This window comes from Ewingella sp. C233 (genome assembly GCF_055407225.1).
Genome location: NZ_JBUZRI010000002.1, coordinates 18,853 through 32,854, shown reverse-complemented (window position 1 = coordinate 32,854; position 14,002 = coordinate 18,853). Strand labels below are relative to the sequence as shown.

Annotated in this window: 18 protein-coding genes and 1 pseudogene; 5 read left to right on the top strand and 14 right to left on the bottom strand. The window is 51.3% G+C overall.

The window, feature by feature from the left end; translation table 11 throughout:
- Positions 1 to 30 precede the first annotated feature (30 nt).
- Positions 31 to 825 (bottom strand): cytochrome C assembly family protein, encoded by a 795-nt coding sequence (locus tag ACZRKO_RS12430; RefSeq protein WP_463737585.1) that lies wholly within the window; start codon positions 823 to 825, stop codon positions 31 to 33.
- A gap of 163 nt (positions 826 to 988) precedes the next feature.
- Between ACZRKO_RS12430 and ffh the strand changes: the two genes are divergently transcribed.
- The 5 genes from ffh (at position 989) to rplS (ending at position 4,607) form a co-directional block, all read left to right on the top strand.
- Positions 989 to 2,350: a signal recognition particle protein gene (gene ffh, locus ACZRKO_RS12425; RefSeq protein ID WP_463737584.1), complete on the top strand. Its 1,362-nt coding sequence runs from the start codon at positions 989 to 991 to the stop codon at positions 2,348 to 2,350.
- Between the two features lie 189 nt (positions 2,351 to 2,539).
- Positions 2,540 to 2,788, top strand: coding sequence for a 30S ribosomal protein S16 (gene rpsP / locus ACZRKO_RS12420; protein ID WP_104924471.1), 249 nt, complete (start codon positions 2,540 to 2,542; stop codon positions 2,786 to 2,788).
- Positions 2,789 to 2,806: 18 nt separating this feature from the next.
- On the top strand, positions 2,807 to 3,355 hold the full coding sequence (gene rimM, locus ACZRKO_RS12415; RefSeq protein WP_463737583.1) for a ribosome maturation factor RimM: 549 nt from the start codon (positions 2,807 to 2,809) through the stop codon (positions 3,353 to 3,355).
- Between the two features lie 82 nt (positions 3,356 to 3,437).
- On the top strand, positions 3,438 to 4,181 hold the full coding sequence (gene trmD, locus ACZRKO_RS12410) for a tRNA (guanosine(37)-N1)-methyltransferase TrmD (RefSeq protein ID WP_463737582.1): 744 nt from the start codon (positions 3,438 to 3,440) through the stop codon (positions 4,179 to 4,181).
- A gap of 78 nt (positions 4,182 to 4,259) precedes the next feature.
- Positions 4,260 to 4,607: a 50S ribosomal protein L19 gene (gene rplS, locus ACZRKO_RS12405; protein WP_463737581.1), complete on the top strand. Its 348-nt coding sequence runs from the start codon at positions 4,260 to 4,262 to the stop codon at positions 4,605 to 4,607.
- Positions 4,608 to 4,777: 170 nt separating this feature from the next.
- Here rplS and ACZRKO_RS12400 read toward each other — a convergent pair whose 3' ends face one another.
- The 13 genes and pseudogenes from ACZRKO_RS12400 to ACZRKO_RS12340 form a co-directional block, all read right to left on the bottom strand.
- A complete protein-coding gene (locus ACZRKO_RS12400) occupies positions 4,778 to 4,969 on the bottom strand; it encodes an ogr/Delta-like zinc finger family protein (protein WP_463737580.1) in 192 nt (63 codons plus the stop codon).
- 77 nt (positions 4,970 to 5,046) lie between these two features.
- Entirely contained in the window at positions 5,047 to 6,201 is a 1,155-nt protein-coding gene (locus tag ACZRKO_RS12395; protein WP_463737579.1) for a contractile injection system protein, VgrG/Pvc8 family, read from the bottom strand.
- Positions 6,198 to 6,677 carry a phage tail protein gene (locus tag ACZRKO_RS12390; protein ID WP_463737578.1) on the bottom strand — a complete coding sequence of 160 codons (480 nt, stop codon included), beginning with the start codon at positions 6,675 to 6,677 and terminating at the stop codon, positions 6,198 to 6,200. The genes ACZRKO_RS12395 and ACZRKO_RS12390 overlap by 4 nt, the downstream gene beginning before the upstream one ends.
- Positions 6,674 to 8,260 (bottom strand): phage tail tape measure protein, encoded by a 1,587-nt coding sequence (locus tag ACZRKO_RS12385; protein WP_463737577.1) that lies wholly within the window; start codon positions 8,258 to 8,260, stop codon positions 6,674 to 6,676. The genes ACZRKO_RS12390 and ACZRKO_RS12385 overlap by 4 nt, the downstream gene beginning before the upstream one ends.
- Entirely contained in the window at positions 8,253 to 8,375 is a 123-nt protein-coding gene (locus ACZRKO_RS12380; protein ID WP_034787693.1) for a GpE family phage tail protein, read from the bottom strand. The genes ACZRKO_RS12385 and ACZRKO_RS12380 overlap by 8 nt, the downstream gene beginning before the upstream one ends.
- Positions 8,376 to 8,407: 32 nt before the next feature.
- Positions 8,408 to 8,686: a phage tail assembly protein gene (locus ACZRKO_RS12375; RefSeq protein ID WP_463737576.1), complete on the bottom strand. Its 279-nt coding sequence runs from the start codon at positions 8,684 to 8,686 to the stop codon at positions 8,408 to 8,410.
- A 56-nt stretch (positions 8,687 to 8,742) separates the two neighbouring features.
- On the bottom strand, positions 8,743 to 9,252 hold the full coding sequence (locus ACZRKO_RS12370) for a phage major tail tube protein (protein ID WP_463737575.1): 510 nt from the start codon (positions 9,250 to 9,252) through the stop codon (positions 8,743 to 8,745).
- A 14-nt stretch (positions 9,253 to 9,266) separates the two neighbouring features.
- The gene (locus tag ACZRKO_RS12365) at positions 9,267 to 10,436 is read right to left on the bottom strand and encodes a phage tail sheath protein (protein ID WP_463737574.1); all 1,170 of its coding nucleotides are present in this window, start codon (positions 10,434 to 10,436) and stop codon (positions 9,267 to 9,269) included.
- Between the two features lie 359 nt (positions 10,437 to 10,795).
- A complete protein-coding gene (locus ACZRKO_RS12360) occupies positions 10,796 to 11,224 on the bottom strand; it encodes a tail fiber assembly protein (RefSeq protein WP_463737573.1) in 429 nt (142 codons plus the stop codon).
- A gap of 2 nt (positions 11,225 to 11,226) precedes the next feature.
- Positions 11,227 to 11,751 carry a gp53-like domain-containing protein gene (locus tag ACZRKO_RS12355; protein ID WP_463737572.1) on the bottom strand — a complete coding sequence of 175 codons (525 nt, stop codon included), beginning with the start codon at positions 11,749 to 11,751 and terminating at the stop codon, positions 11,227 to 11,229.
- Between the two features lie 184 nt (positions 11,752 to 11,935).
- Positions 11,936 to 12,495: pseudogene (locus ACZRKO_RS12350) on the bottom strand (phage tail protein); the annotation flags it as partial.
- Positions 12,485 to 13,099, bottom strand: coding sequence for a phage tail protein I (locus ACZRKO_RS12345; RefSeq protein WP_463737571.1), 615 nt, complete (start codon positions 13,097 to 13,099; stop codon positions 12,485 to 12,487). The gene ACZRKO_RS12345 and the pseudogene ACZRKO_RS12350, both read right to left, overlap by 11 nt.
- On the bottom strand, positions 13,092 to 14,000 hold the full coding sequence (locus tag ACZRKO_RS12340) for a baseplate assembly protein (RefSeq protein ID WP_463737570.1): 909 nt from the start codon (positions 13,998 to 14,000) through the stop codon (positions 13,092 to 13,094). The genes ACZRKO_RS12345 and ACZRKO_RS12340 overlap by 8 nt, the downstream gene beginning before the upstream one ends.
- Positions 14,001 to 14,002 lie beyond the last annotated feature (2 nt).

Below are 14,002 nucleotides of genomic sequence, written 5' to 3'. Positions count from 1 at the left end.
GAATTCCTTATTTATTGTGTGAACTGCAATTTATTGATGAATCATGAGTTGCTGAATGAGGCGGCTGCCAAAGTAGGCCAGCGTCAGTAACACCGCGCCCGCCATGCTAAACCAGACCACGCGGCGTCCGCGCCAACCTTCATGATAGTGGCCCCACAGCAAAACGATATAGACAAACCATGCGAGAATCGACAGCACGGCTTTATCGATGTTCTCCCTGCTGAACAGGTTATCCATATATAACAAGCCGGTGCAGAGTGTCAGCGTCAGCAAAATAACGCCCACCTGCGTGATATGAAAGAGTTTACGCTCAATAGTCATCAGCGGCGGCATATCACTGTTGAATGTCAGCCGTTTATTTTTTAATTGATAGTCCAGCCAGGCCAGCTGCAGCGCATAGAGGGCGGCGATAATTAGTGTGGCATAGGCAAACAGCGCCAGACCAATGTGCACTAGTAGCCCTTTGCTTTGCTCGAGATGGGTGATGAATTCGCCGGGCAGGAAGGTGACAAACGCCAGATTGATCAGGGCGAAACTATAAACGATCGGTAAAATAAACCAGCCACGGTTGCGCGAAGCGACAATGGTCATTACCGTACAGATAATCAGACTGACCACGGAGCCGATATTCACCAGGCTGAGGTTCTGGCCAGTGCTGACATCGAAGATGCGTTGCTGGAGTGCCACAGCGTGGCAAATCAGTGCGACGATCACGGAAATCAATGCTAAACGCCGGTATGCACCATTCTTCCTGATAATGCTCGGGATGATAAGGGCAAGGCTGAGCAGATAGGCCAACATGGCGACAACGGGAAAAACTGACATAGCGTTTCATTAGCATCAAAAATGAATGAGACAGTCAGTATAACGTCACGCGCGTCACGCTCCAACCTATCTGACATGCCAAAGCAGAGATCGTCAACGCTTCGTGTTATAATCCCGCAATTGTGTCGCTAAGGCGGCCTGTCATTACGTTGAGCAAGAGACGATGTTTGAGAATTTAAGCGATCGATTGTCGCGCACATTACGCAATATCAGCGGCCGTGGGCGGCTGACCGAAGAGAACATTAAAGAAACATTACGTGAAGTTCGAATGGCATTGCTGGAAGCTGACGTTGCGCTGCCGGTCGTGCGGGACTTCATTAACCGGGTGAAAGAGAGTGCCGTTGGCCATGAGGTCAACAAAAGCCTGACACCGGGTCAGGAGTTCGTGAAGATCGTCCAGAAAGAGCTGGAAACAGCCATGGGCGAGGCCAACTCCGAGCTTAATCTTGCTGCTCAGCCCCCGGCCGTTGTGCTAATGGCCGGCCTGCAAGGTGCCGGTAAAACCACCAGTGTGGCGAAACTGGCGAAATTCCTTAAAGAGAAGAAAAAGAAGAAAGTCTTGGTTGTTTCTGCCGACGTATACCGTCCTGCAGCGATCAAACAACTTGAGACGCTGGCCGAGCAGGTCGGCGTTGATTTCTTCGCGTCTGATGCACAAGAGAAGCCGGTCGATATCGTTAACCGCGCGCTGCAACAGGCAAAACTCAAATTTTACGACGTTCTGATTGTCGATACCGCTGGTCGTTTACACGTCGACGAAGCGATGATGGACGAAATCAAACAGGTTCATGCGGCCATCAATCCCGTTGAAACCCTGTTTGTTGTCGATGCGATGACCGGCCAGGATGCGGCCAATACGGCTAAAGCCTTCAACGAAGCACTGCCGTTAACCGGTGTGATTTTGACGAAGGTCGACGGTGATGCTCGCGGCGGTGCGGCGTTGTCTATCCGCCACATTACCGGCAAGCCGATTAAATTCCTCGGTATGGGTGAAAAAACGGATGCGCTTGAGCCGTTCCACCCGGATCGCGTAGCCTCCCGTATTCTCGGTATGGGCGACGTTCTTACGCTTATCGAAGACATCGAGAGCAAAGTCGATCGCGCGCAGGCTGAAAAGCTGGCTAGCAAACTCAAGAAGGGCGGTGGTTTTGACCTGACTGACTTCCTCGACCAACTTAAGCAAATGCGCAACATGGGTGGCATGGCCAGCATGATGGGTAAACTGCCTGGCGTGGGTCAGTTGCCGGACAACGTTAAATCGCAGATGGACGACAAAGTGTTGGTGCGCATGGAAGCGATCATCAACTCGATGACGCTTAAAGAGCGCGCCAAGCCGGAAATTATTAAAGGTTCCCGTAAACGTCGCATCGCGATGGGTTCTGGTATGCAGGTGCAGGACGTTAACCGCTTACTCAAGCAGTTCGACGATATGCAGCGCATGATGAAGAAAATGAAGAATGGCGGCATGGCAAAAATGATGCGTGGCATGAAAGGTATGATGCCACCGGGTTTCCCAGGCCGCTAATCGACAACACTGGCTGATTATCAGTCACATAAACGGCCCCAAACGTACTCAGGCAAATAGCGACGGAGGCAATCTACGCTTTCGATTGCTTTTTGCGCCAAAATGAGTAAAATTTTGGGGCTTTTTATATTGCAACCAGACCCCGTTCCCCGATGGGGTCTGGTTGTTTTATTAACTAAAGAGGATGTTATGGTAACAATTCGTTTAGCACGTGGCGGCGCAAAAAAGCGTCCGTTTTATCAAGTAGTAGTGACCGACAGCCGCAATGCTCGTGATGGTCGTTTCATCGAGCGCGTAGGTTTCTTCAACCCATTGGCTTCTGGCCAGGCTGAAGCACTGCGTCTGGACCTGGATCGTATTACCCATTGGGTAGATCTGGGTGCAACCGTTTCTGATCGCGTATCTTCGCTGATCAAAGACGCTAAGAAAGCGGCTTAATCTGTCGCGGTGGTAACAATGAGCAAGCAACTCAATCCAGTGACGCCCGCTGAGCCGATAGTTCTTGGCAAAATGGGGTCAACATACGGCATTCGTGGTTGGCTCAGAGTGTTTTCATCCACCGAAGACGCCGAAAGCATCTTCGAATACCAGCCTTGGTTTATCCAACAAGCCGGTAAGTGGCACGTTGTCGAGCTGGAAGGCTGGAAACGCCACACTCAGGACCTGATCATCAAAGTCAAAGGCGTTGACGATCGGGAAGCTGCGAATCTTCTGACCAATTGCGAAATTGTGGTCGATTCAAAGCAACTTCCATCACTGGAAGACGGCGACTACTACTGGAAAGACCTTTTTGGCTGCCAGGTAGTCACAACCACGGGTTACGAGCTCGGCAAAATCATCGACATGATGGAAACCGGTTCTAACGATGTGATTGTTGTAAAAGCCAACCTGAAAGATGCCTTCGGAATCAAGGAGCGGTTAATTCCGTTCCTCGATGGGCAGGTTATCAAGAAAGTCGATCTCACTACTCGAATCATTGAAGTAGATTGGGATCCTGGTTTTTGACCTCCGTAGCGTTTACTGACGTATTAAATACTGAAGTCGCTAAAGGCAGGTTGGGTGGAATGTTGTCTGACGGGAGTGGGCTATGTGGATCGGTATAATTAGCCTGTTTCCTGAGATGTTTCGCGCGATCACCGATTACGGGGTAACTGGCCGGGCAGTAAAGAATGGCCTGTTGAGCGTAAATTGCTGGAGTCCTCGTGACTTCGCATACGATCGACATCGTACCGTGGATGAGCGGCCTTATGGCGGCGGTCCCGGAATGCTGATGATGGTGCAACCCTTACGGGAAGCGATTCATGCAGCTAAAGCGGCGGCAGGCGAAGGTGTGAAGGTGATTTATCTTTCACCTCAGGGACGCAGGCTGGATCAAACCGGTGTTTGCGAACTGGCGACCTACCAGAAAATTATTCTGGTGTGTGGTCGCTACGAAGGGATTGATGAGCGCGTGATCAAAACCGAGATTGACGAAGAATGGTCAATTGGCGATTACGTTCTCAGTGGTGGAGAGTTACCGGCAATGACGCTGATAGATTCAGTCTCCCGCTTTATACCGGGCGTTCTGGGTCGTCAGGCCTCAGCAGAGGAAGATTCCTTTGCCGATGGATTGCTCGATTGCCCCCACTACACCCGACCTGAAGTGTTGGAAGGCATGGAGGTACCGCCAGTTTTGCTGTCGGGAAACCACGCTGATATACGTCGCTGGCGCCTGAAACAGTCGCTGGGTCGAACCTGGCTTAGAAGACCTGAACTTCTGGAAAACCTAGCTCTGACTGACGAGCAAGAGGTGTTACTGAGAGAGTTCCAAAAGGAACATCGCCTCAGTTAACAAAACTATGAAGGGACCGCTTGAGCATTACGCCGAGCCTTCCCGATATATCAGTTTACCTAGGGTAAGAGACATATTATGAGCAATATCATTAAACAAATCGAACAAGAGCAGATGAAGCAAGACGTACCTGCATTCCGTCCGGGTGATTCCGTGGAAGTTAAGGTATGGGTCGTTGAAGGTTCTAAAAAACGTCTGCAGGCATTCGAGGGCGTGGTTATCGCTATTCGTAACCGCGGTCTGCACTCTGCATTCACTGTTCGCAAAATTTCTAACGGCGAAGGTGTTGAGCGTGTATTCCAGACTCACTCCCCAGTAATCGACAGCATTGCTGTTAAACGTCGTGGTGCCGTTCGTAAAGCTAAACTGTACTACCTGCGTGAGCGTACTGGTAAGTCTGCGCGTATCAAAGAGCGTCTTGGCTAAGGTATCGCTAACGCGACATCGACTAGTTAATATCGAACAAGGGGTTAGCCAATGGCTAGCCCCTTTTTTTTACGCCCAGTAATCACTAAATTGGCGACATAAAAAAGCCTGCGGGGTGAGCAGGCAAAGGATGTAGCAAAAAAGAGGGTATCGCTTTATTAGCTGATGAATCAGGCCGTTTGCATTCCAGCTTGCAAATTCGTGCCAGGTTTGGAAATAACCCGTGCCACCGATTCATGGGTAGCGAATGTGCAGCTGCACTCAATATTCTGGCACTGATGATAGCGTTCTTTGGTCGACTCACTGAGATAGCGGCTTGAACGAGTGTGGGCGACCTTACCGCAAAGTGGACAATGCATCATAAAAACCTCCGGCACGACGAGAAAATGTGAGATTATTATGCCATTGCGAGTCTTGACTTGCAAATGCAATTTATGTGTTAGTTTTGACTTTTATTCAACACGTAGCCTCCCTCTTCGAGCATGACCGCAAGAAACAGCTGGGTGGTCAGCCCTCCGGCCGAGAGGCTATGTACCAGTTTGGTAATGATCCACTGTTGTCGGTTTATTACCTCTTTGAAACCTGATACGACAACCGGAGTTTGGGTAAAGAGATCGGGTCTTCCCAGCGCCAGATTGATACTGAACGTTGCAACGCCGGAGCTGATTATCTTAAAGATAGCGTCAGCTGCGTGTTTCGCGCTTGCCTCATCGGGGTAAATCTTCTTCAACGTCAGCACATTTTTGGCACTTCCGACCATGTAATTAGGGGCATAAGCCGTTTCTGACGAGGTACCCACATTAGGTTTTGCAGCAGGATGCCGTGGATCCTGACTCGTCGCCATCCCTGCATTTCGCTGAGCAACGACCTGGTCATTTTTTATGGTTTTGACATCGAGCCAGCTGGCGCTTACCCCGCTGTAGGCTTGACGATCGTTCAGTGTGAATGAATGGGTATCGCCATCGCGCCGTTCAAGGTGTACGACGGGAAGTGGCCTGCCGGTGGCAGATGTCGCATATCCCGGTCGGGTTAGCCCAATCGCCCCCTCTTTCACGGTCATTTGTGCCCCATACAGACCCGCCAGGCGGGTTAAAAATTGCAAGTCTGTTTCATTGGTTTGGTCAATATGAGGAACGTAAATCCCATCGATATCTTTCGGCAGCACAGGGGGATTCAAATTGTTATTTTTGGAAATCATTCTCACGATGGCGCCCAGCGTCCAGTCATCGTAGGAGTAGGAGAGCACTTTATTCAGTGATCCTCGTAAATCCGCACTACGGGCTACAACGGTCAATATATCCGGAGCCCCTGAATGGATAACTGAATCCACAGTAAAACTCCCGCAGCGATACAGTGACTGACCTTTCCAGCCCAGATGCAGGGTTAACACAGCACCACGCTCCGGCATTTCAAACTGTCCGTCACTGTCATCGAAGACAATCTTGAGTTCATCGGCCTCCAGGGCACTGTTATCGGTCATTTGTATTGAGACAACCCGTTCACGAAGGCTGCGCTCAAGCACCTTATCCTTCAGGGTCAGGGTAAAGTCGGGGGCAATTAGCGCGCCAGCCGGTAAATTAAGCTCAGTGATCATGGGATAAAACCTCCGGCTGGAGATGTTTTAAGTGCAGATACCGCTTTGTTAAACAGACCCATTCCCTGATCGCGGAGATCGCCAAACATCGCGGTATAAGATTCATCCACACGTTTTAGCGTTATCGTAAAAGTAATCTCCCGTGCGCGGCCATTGGACAGCAACTGACTACTGACATTGTTTATCGTCTCAATAATAAACATACCGTAGATAATACCTGTCCCTTCAATAAGCGGCCAGGCTCGGCCACTGTCAGCCATTGACTGCAGCGCTGTTAAGGAACTCTGCCCGCCCGTAACGCCGGACATTAGCTGACCGGTCAGCACCATGGACTCTTTTTGAATGCCGAGAAATTGCGAGGCCGGGCGCGATCCCAGCCGGTTGTTCTGCGCCCAGTTATAATCGACCGTTCGATTTACGCTTTGATAGGGCAGGGTGCTTAACTTAAAAATATTTAAACCGAGTGTCATCATCATGAGTAGACCCTCTGATATAGGTATTGGCTCATAAGGCTATCTTCCTCAGGACTTTCTTGTTTTTTATTGAATTCAGTCATGGCCTGCATATAGCCTTGTGGCGAAGCGCCAGGCGGAGTATTTATCGTGTAGTTCACTGTTTTTACGCTGTTATCAGACAAGTTACTGACAACAGACTGTGGCGATTTGGCCGGTACATATCCCGGTGAAATCGGACTCGGTAGTGCCGGAGTGACGTCCAGACTTTCTCCCGATAATGATGAGGTTTCTGGATCATCAGATGCGCTGTCGCTCATGCCCAATTTTTCCAGGATCCAGCCGTATTTCTCTTTGAATCCATTTAGCTTCGACAATAATTTATTGATAACCGAGGAGATATTGGCGCCCAGGTTGGTGAAGATATTGCTGAATGCCTCAATTTTTCCGCTGATGGCCGCGATCATGTCATTGAAGTAATTTCTGAGAGAATCCCAGTTTTTGATGATGGCTGTGATAGCAATGGCAACCGCAGCCACTAACGCAATAACAGGAAGTCCAATGGCGGCGATTGCTGCTCCAATGACCCCGCCAACGACGGTAAACACGGTTCCTAATAAACCCGCACCGGCCATCAGCATACTGACGCCGCTGAGCACCGGCGCAATTACGGAACCGAGAATGCCCAGCCCTCCTATCACCCCTGTTACGCCCAGAGCTAATGCCAGCAAGGATGACACCAACTGCGGATTCTCGGTTATCCAGGTGTTGAGCGTGGTCAGCCAGCCCGTCGCCGTTTGCGTCAGTTCGCGAAGTGCCGCACTTTGCCCGTCAAACAGGTTGATACGAATCGTGTCCCAGGTGGCGAACAGTTTGGTGATATCACCGTCGAGATTGTCACCTTTAACCCTGATTTCCGTCTGTACGGCCGGTGTTGCACCGTTTAGCGCCGCCGGTGTTTGGGCGAGAATTTGATTGGCGTTGAGGCCGTCTGCTGCCAGTTCGCTCTGTTTAGCTATAACATCTGCCGGTGTATGACCACTTGCCGCCATAGAAAGGCTTTGCTGGCGCAATATTGTAATCTGCGGATCGCCATTTTTCAGGCCAAGTTTTGCCTGAATGTCAGATAGCCCTGTTTGCAACTCAGCGCCCGGGTGGAGGATATTTTTTGCCAACTCAATTTTCGGCTGAGCAAAGGCCACCATCGCTGAGCTGGAATTCTTCAACGTGGCAATTTGCTGCGCACGGTCTTTATATCGTTGAAGAACCGGGCTGTCTGGGCGAGGTTGGCGAAGCGTTTCAAACGCACCACTCGTGAGTTGTTTCTGGCGACGGTTATCCACAGGCTCAGAAAAGGGCAGGGCGACGGGAACGTTTGCTGGGAATTTGCTTTTAGCATCAGCCAGGTTTTCCAATACCTGCGAGCTTTCTTCTAAGCCCTGTAGTTCTCCGGACGTGCCGTTGATATCTTCTGACATCCGGCTAAACAAGGTTTGTTGCGGTAGTTGGGTAAAACGCTTCCAGACATCAGAGGTGGCTTTTTTCAACGGCTGGAGCTGCTGAATGATTTTCCCCAACGTCGCCGGGATCTTGTCGAGATTACTCATCTGTTTTTACTCCGCTGCGTTGCAACGCTTTATATCGCCAGTTCATCAGTTCGGTGAGTGACATGCCGTCCATTTCGGACGGCGGCCAATGAAAGATCACCGCGATATCTGCCATTAGATCATCGACGGTCAGGCGGGGATCGATGTTTACCCGTCCTGCTTCGGCGATAAAAAACCGATCACCTTGCCCGCCAGCGCAATAAGGTCGGGTAACTCGAGGCGGGCGCACTCTTCTTTCGTCAGGTTCGGGTAGGTGATACGCGGCAAAATGGTGATCAGCGCATCAACGTCAGCGTTGGCCAGCGCAGCCAGACCAATTCCACGCAGGCTACCGGCGTTGGGTTTGGTGACCTGGATTTCAGTGATTTCCACATCGCCACGTTTAAGTGGGACATCGAGAACGACACTATTTTCTTCGAAGCTCATCAGGATTCCTATTTGGTCAGAAAAGCGGCCGGCAATTATTTGCCGGCCTGGGGGAGTTAAAGGCCCAGCGCTGTGCGGTGTTCCGCCAGACGGTCAACACCGTTGACGATTTCCAGCATGTTGACGGTATCGACTTCAATCAGCTCTTTACCGTCGATGGTCAGTTTGAAGTAAGTACAGTCAGTGGTGATTTTGGTTTCGCTATCTTCACCCTGTTTGTATTCACCAAAATCAAACTCTTTGTGACGGCCGCGCATTGCCACTTCTACAGCGGAAATTTCACCGGTGTCGTCGCGCTGGAAGGAGCCGGTGAAGCGCAGGGGAATATCTGCCGTACTGCCCCATTGCTGCAGCACCAACTCATCAATGCCGCCGATAGACCACTCCAGGGCCAGCGCGTCATCATCCAGACCGAAGTCTACGGAGGTAGCACCACTCATACCGCCGCCCCGGTATTTCTCCAGCTTGCGGGTCAGTTTTGGTAAGGTCAGTGAGGAAACCACACCGAGGTAGCTGTTCCCGTCGTTGAACAGGTTCAGATATTTCAATTTCTTAGGGAGTGCCATGAGTCAAAATCTCCTTAGCTGTTCACGGAAGCGGCAAAATTCACCAGGTATTTGTCGGTGATGCGTTGGCGCAGGGTCAGATCTTCCAGTGGTGGGACCGGTGTGTAGTCGTAATCGATGTACAACTTGCCAGCCTTCAGTGACTCCGGTGTGTTAGCCGTTTCGTCATACCAGCAGTTGCCATCGATGATGTGACCGGCGGATTTCATTTCGCGCATTTTGGCTTTGATGCCGTCGATCATGTCGCGGATCAGGGAAGGGGTCATCGGCTTGTCGACCGCCCACATATGCGCTTCGGCCATGGTGTCAGCCAGGATTTGCGCCGTGCGGGTGTAGTTTTCAAAGGCGAAAAGCGGGTCATCGCTACAGGTGCGGTTGCCCCAGAAACGGAAGCCGTCTTTGCGCACCAGCGTGGTGACGCTGGCTTCGTTCAGCAGGTCGGCATCAGTGCCGGTAGCTTGCAGATCCCAGAACACGCTGGCGGACAGGCCGGTCACGCCGTTGACGCCGACGTTGGACAGGGTTTTATGCCAGCCGGTTTCCTGGTCGATTTTGGCACGCAGGCCCAGTGCGCGAGCCGAAGCAAACGCAATGTCAGACTGGCTGGTTGTGGTGTTCCAGTTAACGAAGTCAGGCCAGATCAGCATCAATTCGCGCTGGCTGAAGTTCTCGCGGTACTTGATGGCGTCAGAGATGGTTTTTGCGCCATACACGCTGACATAGCCGAACGCCCGCAGCTGCTGGCAGACTGCCGCCAGCGCCGTGGCAACGGCCTGATTGTCATGCCCCGGTATGCCGAGAATGCGCGGTTTCACGCCCAGTTCAGCCTGTGCCGAAAGCAGGGCTTTCATGCCGGTGTAGCGGCCATTGGCATCAGAACCGCCAATGATATTGGTGGTGGTCGCGGCTTCATCTTCGCCTTCAGCAACGCGCACAACCACGGTCACTGGTTTACATTGGTCAGCGATGGCCAGCAAAGCCGGGCCCAGCGTACCGGTTTTACCCGCCTTGCCGCTGGCCGCCAGCACGTCAGTGATCAGCACCGGAGTGTTGAGTGGGAACAGGGTTTTGTCCGCGTCTTCGGCGGTACAAACTAAGCCGATAACAGCAGTTGAAACAGTGGAAATAACGCGTGTACCGTCGTTGATTTCAACAACACGTACGCCGTGGTGATAATCAGCCATCGGGTTGACTCTCTCTTTTGTGGGTGGTGAAGCAAGGATGCCGTCAAAGAGAGACGCCTGCACTCGATGGCAGGCGTGGGGGGAATGGCACAACAGAGGGGGGGGTAACTTGGATTGGTTAAAAATGTATCTTTATCCAAATTGCCAATAATATAGAAAGCTTTAAAAAATAAAGAACATCAAGTGATTATTAAAGGAGTATAGCCGTGTTGAACGTTTTATTGAGCTAGCTGTTCGGATTTATTAAGTGGCGCGGAGTGTTCTTATTTTGACTTGCTGGATTTTGTATGTGCAATTTGAAAGAAAAGGGGGGAGGTATTAACTCACGCTGTCCATAATATACCGCCCCTTAAAAATTATTATTCTGGTTTCTTAGGCCATGTGATGTCTGAGTCTACGTGGATTTCAATATCCTCTAATGCATCAAGATAATCCAACCAAAGGTTGTATTTTTTAAAGTCATCATCCTTCAATCTTCCTAATGTTGCTTTCCCAGGCCACTGTTTGTTATTAATAAAAGAGTTAGCTTCGGATATTTTAGAGATTTTTTCCATTTCAATTTTAGAAGTTATCTCATCCCTCGTTAGCGGTGGTCGTGGTACCCATATTGGGAAACCATTATCATCTGCGCCAAGTATGCTTTCGTTAGGTGCTAATTGCATAAATTCATTATATTTTTCATCCGTTACCACTACTCCATCCTCAGGCCATGAGCCAGAGCTAATATAAGCAGCCTTTAAACTGATGGGATAGAATGCCATTGTTTTTGCGCTAAAAATATATTGCATGTTTAATCTCCAATTGCGATCCAGCTAATAGGGGTTTGTACTCGATATAAAGTTCCTCCGTTGGTGGTTGCCCACGCGACTACTACGAAATTAATTCTATCCGAAGGTTTTATCATGACGATGTTAGCATTATTTACGTCTACAGCTGAACCAGTTACTTGGTATGCGTTATTAGGGAACGGAATCGGAAACGGTAGAGATACCAGGTTGTTTGGACTAGTTGCTGCCTGCCCCCACTGTATAATTAATCCACTTGGAAGTCGTTGATACCCGTTGGAAAATAAACTTGAACCAAACAATGGTAAATATTTAATGGCGCCACTGCCATATATTTCCCAATTAGGGCTTGAGCCGCCCTCACTGACAATAGTTAATGTTTCTTGTGATGAAAGAGTAATTGATGTCGATCTATTTCCCCCTGGCCCATTGGAAAAGTAATTTCCCGGTTGTGTCTGAAGAACTATCTGAGAACCATTACCACCATAACAGTAAATAGTGATCAGTTTGCCTGCCGGAACGGTACTCATTGTAGGTAATTGTATAGTCCGACCATTTGCTTCAATGACGATGATGCTTCCAAAATCACTGGTAGATATACTGGTATTGTCTCCAAAACCACCCACATTTGCATATTCAAAACCGCGTTCTTTGATACCAAGGTTTGAAAGAACCGCTGAAACGGCATCGGGGCCAAGGGCTTTAATTTCTGCCAGGGATTTGCTGATCTGCAAATACTGATTATGTGGATTCGCCGCCGCGACGTGTTTTGCTAACTGGTCATCGGTATAGGCTTTAACTTCGATAACCTTATCGTCGACATACTTGCGGGTCGCCAGTACTACCGACGGGTCGATTTTCAGGGTGACCGCGTCGGTGCTGTTGACCACGATAATCATGCGCACGGTTTGCGTTCGGCCGCTGCCTTCTTGCAGCTGAGGCTTATAGGTCTCCGGGCAGTTGGCGATAGCGATCAGCGTATTGTCTTGGTCGAATAAGCCGATTTCGCGGATCCAGAAACCGCCCTGATCCTCGGGAATAATCTGCTCGGCGATGATCTGATTGGTATTCGCCGGGTCAACGCTTAGCGAATTCAGCGAGGCACGGCGCTTTTCACCAATCAGTTTAGTTTGCGCAGGATCGGGCGTTGGCAGAACGCCGCCACCGTCGCCCACCGCCATTTGGGTGAGGCTCAACTGCGTACCGAGCGCGGTCGCATTCGCCAGTTTGGCTGCGCCCTGATTGGTCAGCAAGGCAAAATATTTAGCTGTCATAGTTTACTCTCAGGTTGTCGATTAAGTGGATTGCTGAACCGGTCATTGCAGCGCCGGACGCGGTAATGGTTTCAGGGAAATAGGGGTAAACCGTCAGTTCTTCGCCGTCGTAGGTCGCGGCGGCTATCAGGCAATCGCCGCTGACATCGAGGTTGATGGACAAACCAATCAGGTGGCGGCTACACGGCTTGGCGTCGGCAATCAGGCGCTCAAGCTCTTGGTACATCTCTTCGGTGATGCCGGTTTCCAGCACGCCGACGTCCAGCCGGAATGTGCCCGGCACGTCGTGGGTTTGCCACCATTCGGTGACGCGTATCAGGTAGCCCAGTGGCTCGACAACCCGACGCAGTGCTCCGGTGGTGCCCTTGTGTTTATGGATAAACCAGGCGGCTCGCACTGCGGCGCGTTTTGCCGATTCGGACCACTTTTCATCCCACCTGTCGACGGAGAACGCCCAGGCCAGATAGGGCAGCAGAGGCAGCGGGCAGGTGTCAGGGTTCCATAACTGGCGCAGAGGAACGGGGAGGCGAGCTATCTGCGATAGCGCTTCCGCCGCGGCGATTTCAAGTTGCGTGGAGCCGGAAGGTAGCAGGCGATCATTCATCAGACCCTCCAACCGACAGGCTGTAGGCCGTGCACAGTGAGGCCTGCGTTTTATCCAGCACGATATCTGCGGCAGGCGAGGCCAGTTCCACGCGCTGAATCCCTTCCACATGCAGGGCAGCGTAGATAGCTGAAAGGCGGATATCCCGGCCTAACCGGCTTTGTGTATTGATGTATTTCTTTAGCTGGGCTTCAGAGGCGGCGCGTACCGGCTCAATTTCAGGGGTTGGCAATACAAACAGTATCGCCCTGATTTCATAAGGGACGATGCTGGCTGCCTGCACGGTGACGCGGTCCGCGACCGGGCGAACGTCTTCATCATTCAGCGCTTTATCCACCGCGGCCAATAAGTCTGGTGTGGCTTTGCCATCGTTATCTCGCGACAAAATAGTAATTGTCACTTCGGCGGGAGCAGGGCTGATGGCGGAAGCGTCGGCCACGCGGCCATCGGCGCTGCGGGCATGGTATTCGTAAGCCCCTGTTGGCCCCGCCACGCTCAGCCCCTCGAAGGCCTGCGGGATGCGCATGCGCAGATCGCTGTCGCTTTCCATCACGGCGTCAGTGGGCGGAATGGTGGTGGTGTCGGCGGGTTTGAGCACCAGACGCTGCACGCCGTTATTGGCGGCCAGCTGGTCCAAATCGCTGCCGGTGGCGTAGGCCACCATCACGGCGCGCGCGGCTTCGTTAACCCGCTGGCGCAGGATCACTTCGCGGTAAGCGTTCTCCTGCAACAGCTTGACCAACGGCTCGGACTCCAGCGCCAGGGTGCGGCTAATCGCCTCCTGCTGCTCGGCCGGATAGAGCGAAATCAGCGTGGATTTACGTTCTGCAAATAAGCTTTCATAGTCCAGTTGCTCCACCACGTTGGGGGCGGGTAACTGGCTTAAATCGATAGTCGCCATAG

Coding starts and splice junctions, on each gene's coding strand:
- ACZRKO_RS12430 (WP_463737585.1), bottom strand. CDS start 825: ATGTCAGTTTTTCCCGTTGTCGCCATGTTGGCCTATCTGCTCAGCCTT.
- ffh (WP_463737584.1), top strand. CDS start 989: ATGTTTGAGAATTTAAGCGATCGATTGTCGCGCACATTACGCAATATC.
- rpsP (WP_104924471.1), top strand. CDS start 2,540: ATGGTAACAATTCGTTTAGCACGTGGCGGCGCAAAAAAGCGTCCGTTT.
- rimM (WP_463737583.1), top strand. CDS start 2,807: ATGAGCAAGCAACTCAATCCAGTGACGCCCGCTGAGCCGATAGTTCTT.
- trmD (WP_463737582.1), top strand. CDS start 3,438: ATGTGGATCGGTATAATTAGCCTGTTTCCTGAGATGTTTCGCGCGATC.
- rplS (WP_463737581.1), top strand. CDS start 4,260: ATGAGCAATATCATTAAACAAATCGAACAAGAGCAGATGAAGCAAGAC.
- ACZRKO_RS12400 (WP_463737580.1), bottom strand. CDS start 4,969: ATGATGCATTGTCCACTTTGCGGTAAGGTCGCCCACACTCGTTCAAGC.
- ACZRKO_RS12395 (WP_463737579.1), bottom strand. CDS start 6,201: ATGATCACTGAGCTTAATTTACCGGCTGGCGCGCTAATTGCCCCCGAC.
- ACZRKO_RS12390 (WP_463737578.1), bottom strand. CDS start 6,677: ATGATGATGACACTCGGTTTAAATATTTTTAAGTTAAGCACCCTGCCC.
- ACZRKO_RS12385 (WP_463737577.1), bottom strand. CDS start 8,260: ATGAGTAATCTCGACAAGATCCCGGCGACGTTGGGGAAAATCATTCAG.
- ACZRKO_RS12380 (WP_034787693.1), bottom strand. CDS start 8,375: ATGGCAGATATCGCGGTGATCTTTCATTGGCCGCCGTCCGAAATGGAC.
- ACZRKO_RS12375 (WP_463737576.1), bottom strand. CDS start 8,686: ATGAGCTTCGAAGAAAATAGTGTCGTTCTCGATGTCCCACTTAAACGT.
- ACZRKO_RS12370 (WP_463737575.1), bottom strand. CDS start 9,252: ATGGCACTCCCTAAGAAATTGAAATATCTGAACCTGTTCAACGACGGG.
- ACZRKO_RS12365 (WP_463737574.1), bottom strand. CDS start 10,436: ATGGCTGATTATCACCACGGCGTACGTGTTGTTGAAATCAACGACGGT.
- ACZRKO_RS12360 (WP_463737573.1), bottom strand. CDS start 11,224: ATGCAATATATTTTTAGCGCAAAAACAATGGCATTCTATCCCATCAGT.
- ACZRKO_RS12355 (WP_463737572.1), bottom strand. CDS start 11,751: ATGAGTACCGTTCCGGCAGGCAAACTGATCACTATTTACTGTTATGGT.
- ACZRKO_RS12345 (WP_463737571.1), bottom strand. CDS start 13,099: ATGAATGATCGCCTGCTACCTTCCGGCTCCACGCAACTTGAAATCGCC.
- ACZRKO_RS12340 (WP_463737570.1), bottom strand. CDS start 14,000: ATGGCGACTATCGATTTAAGCCAGTTACCCGCCCCCAACGTGGTGGAG.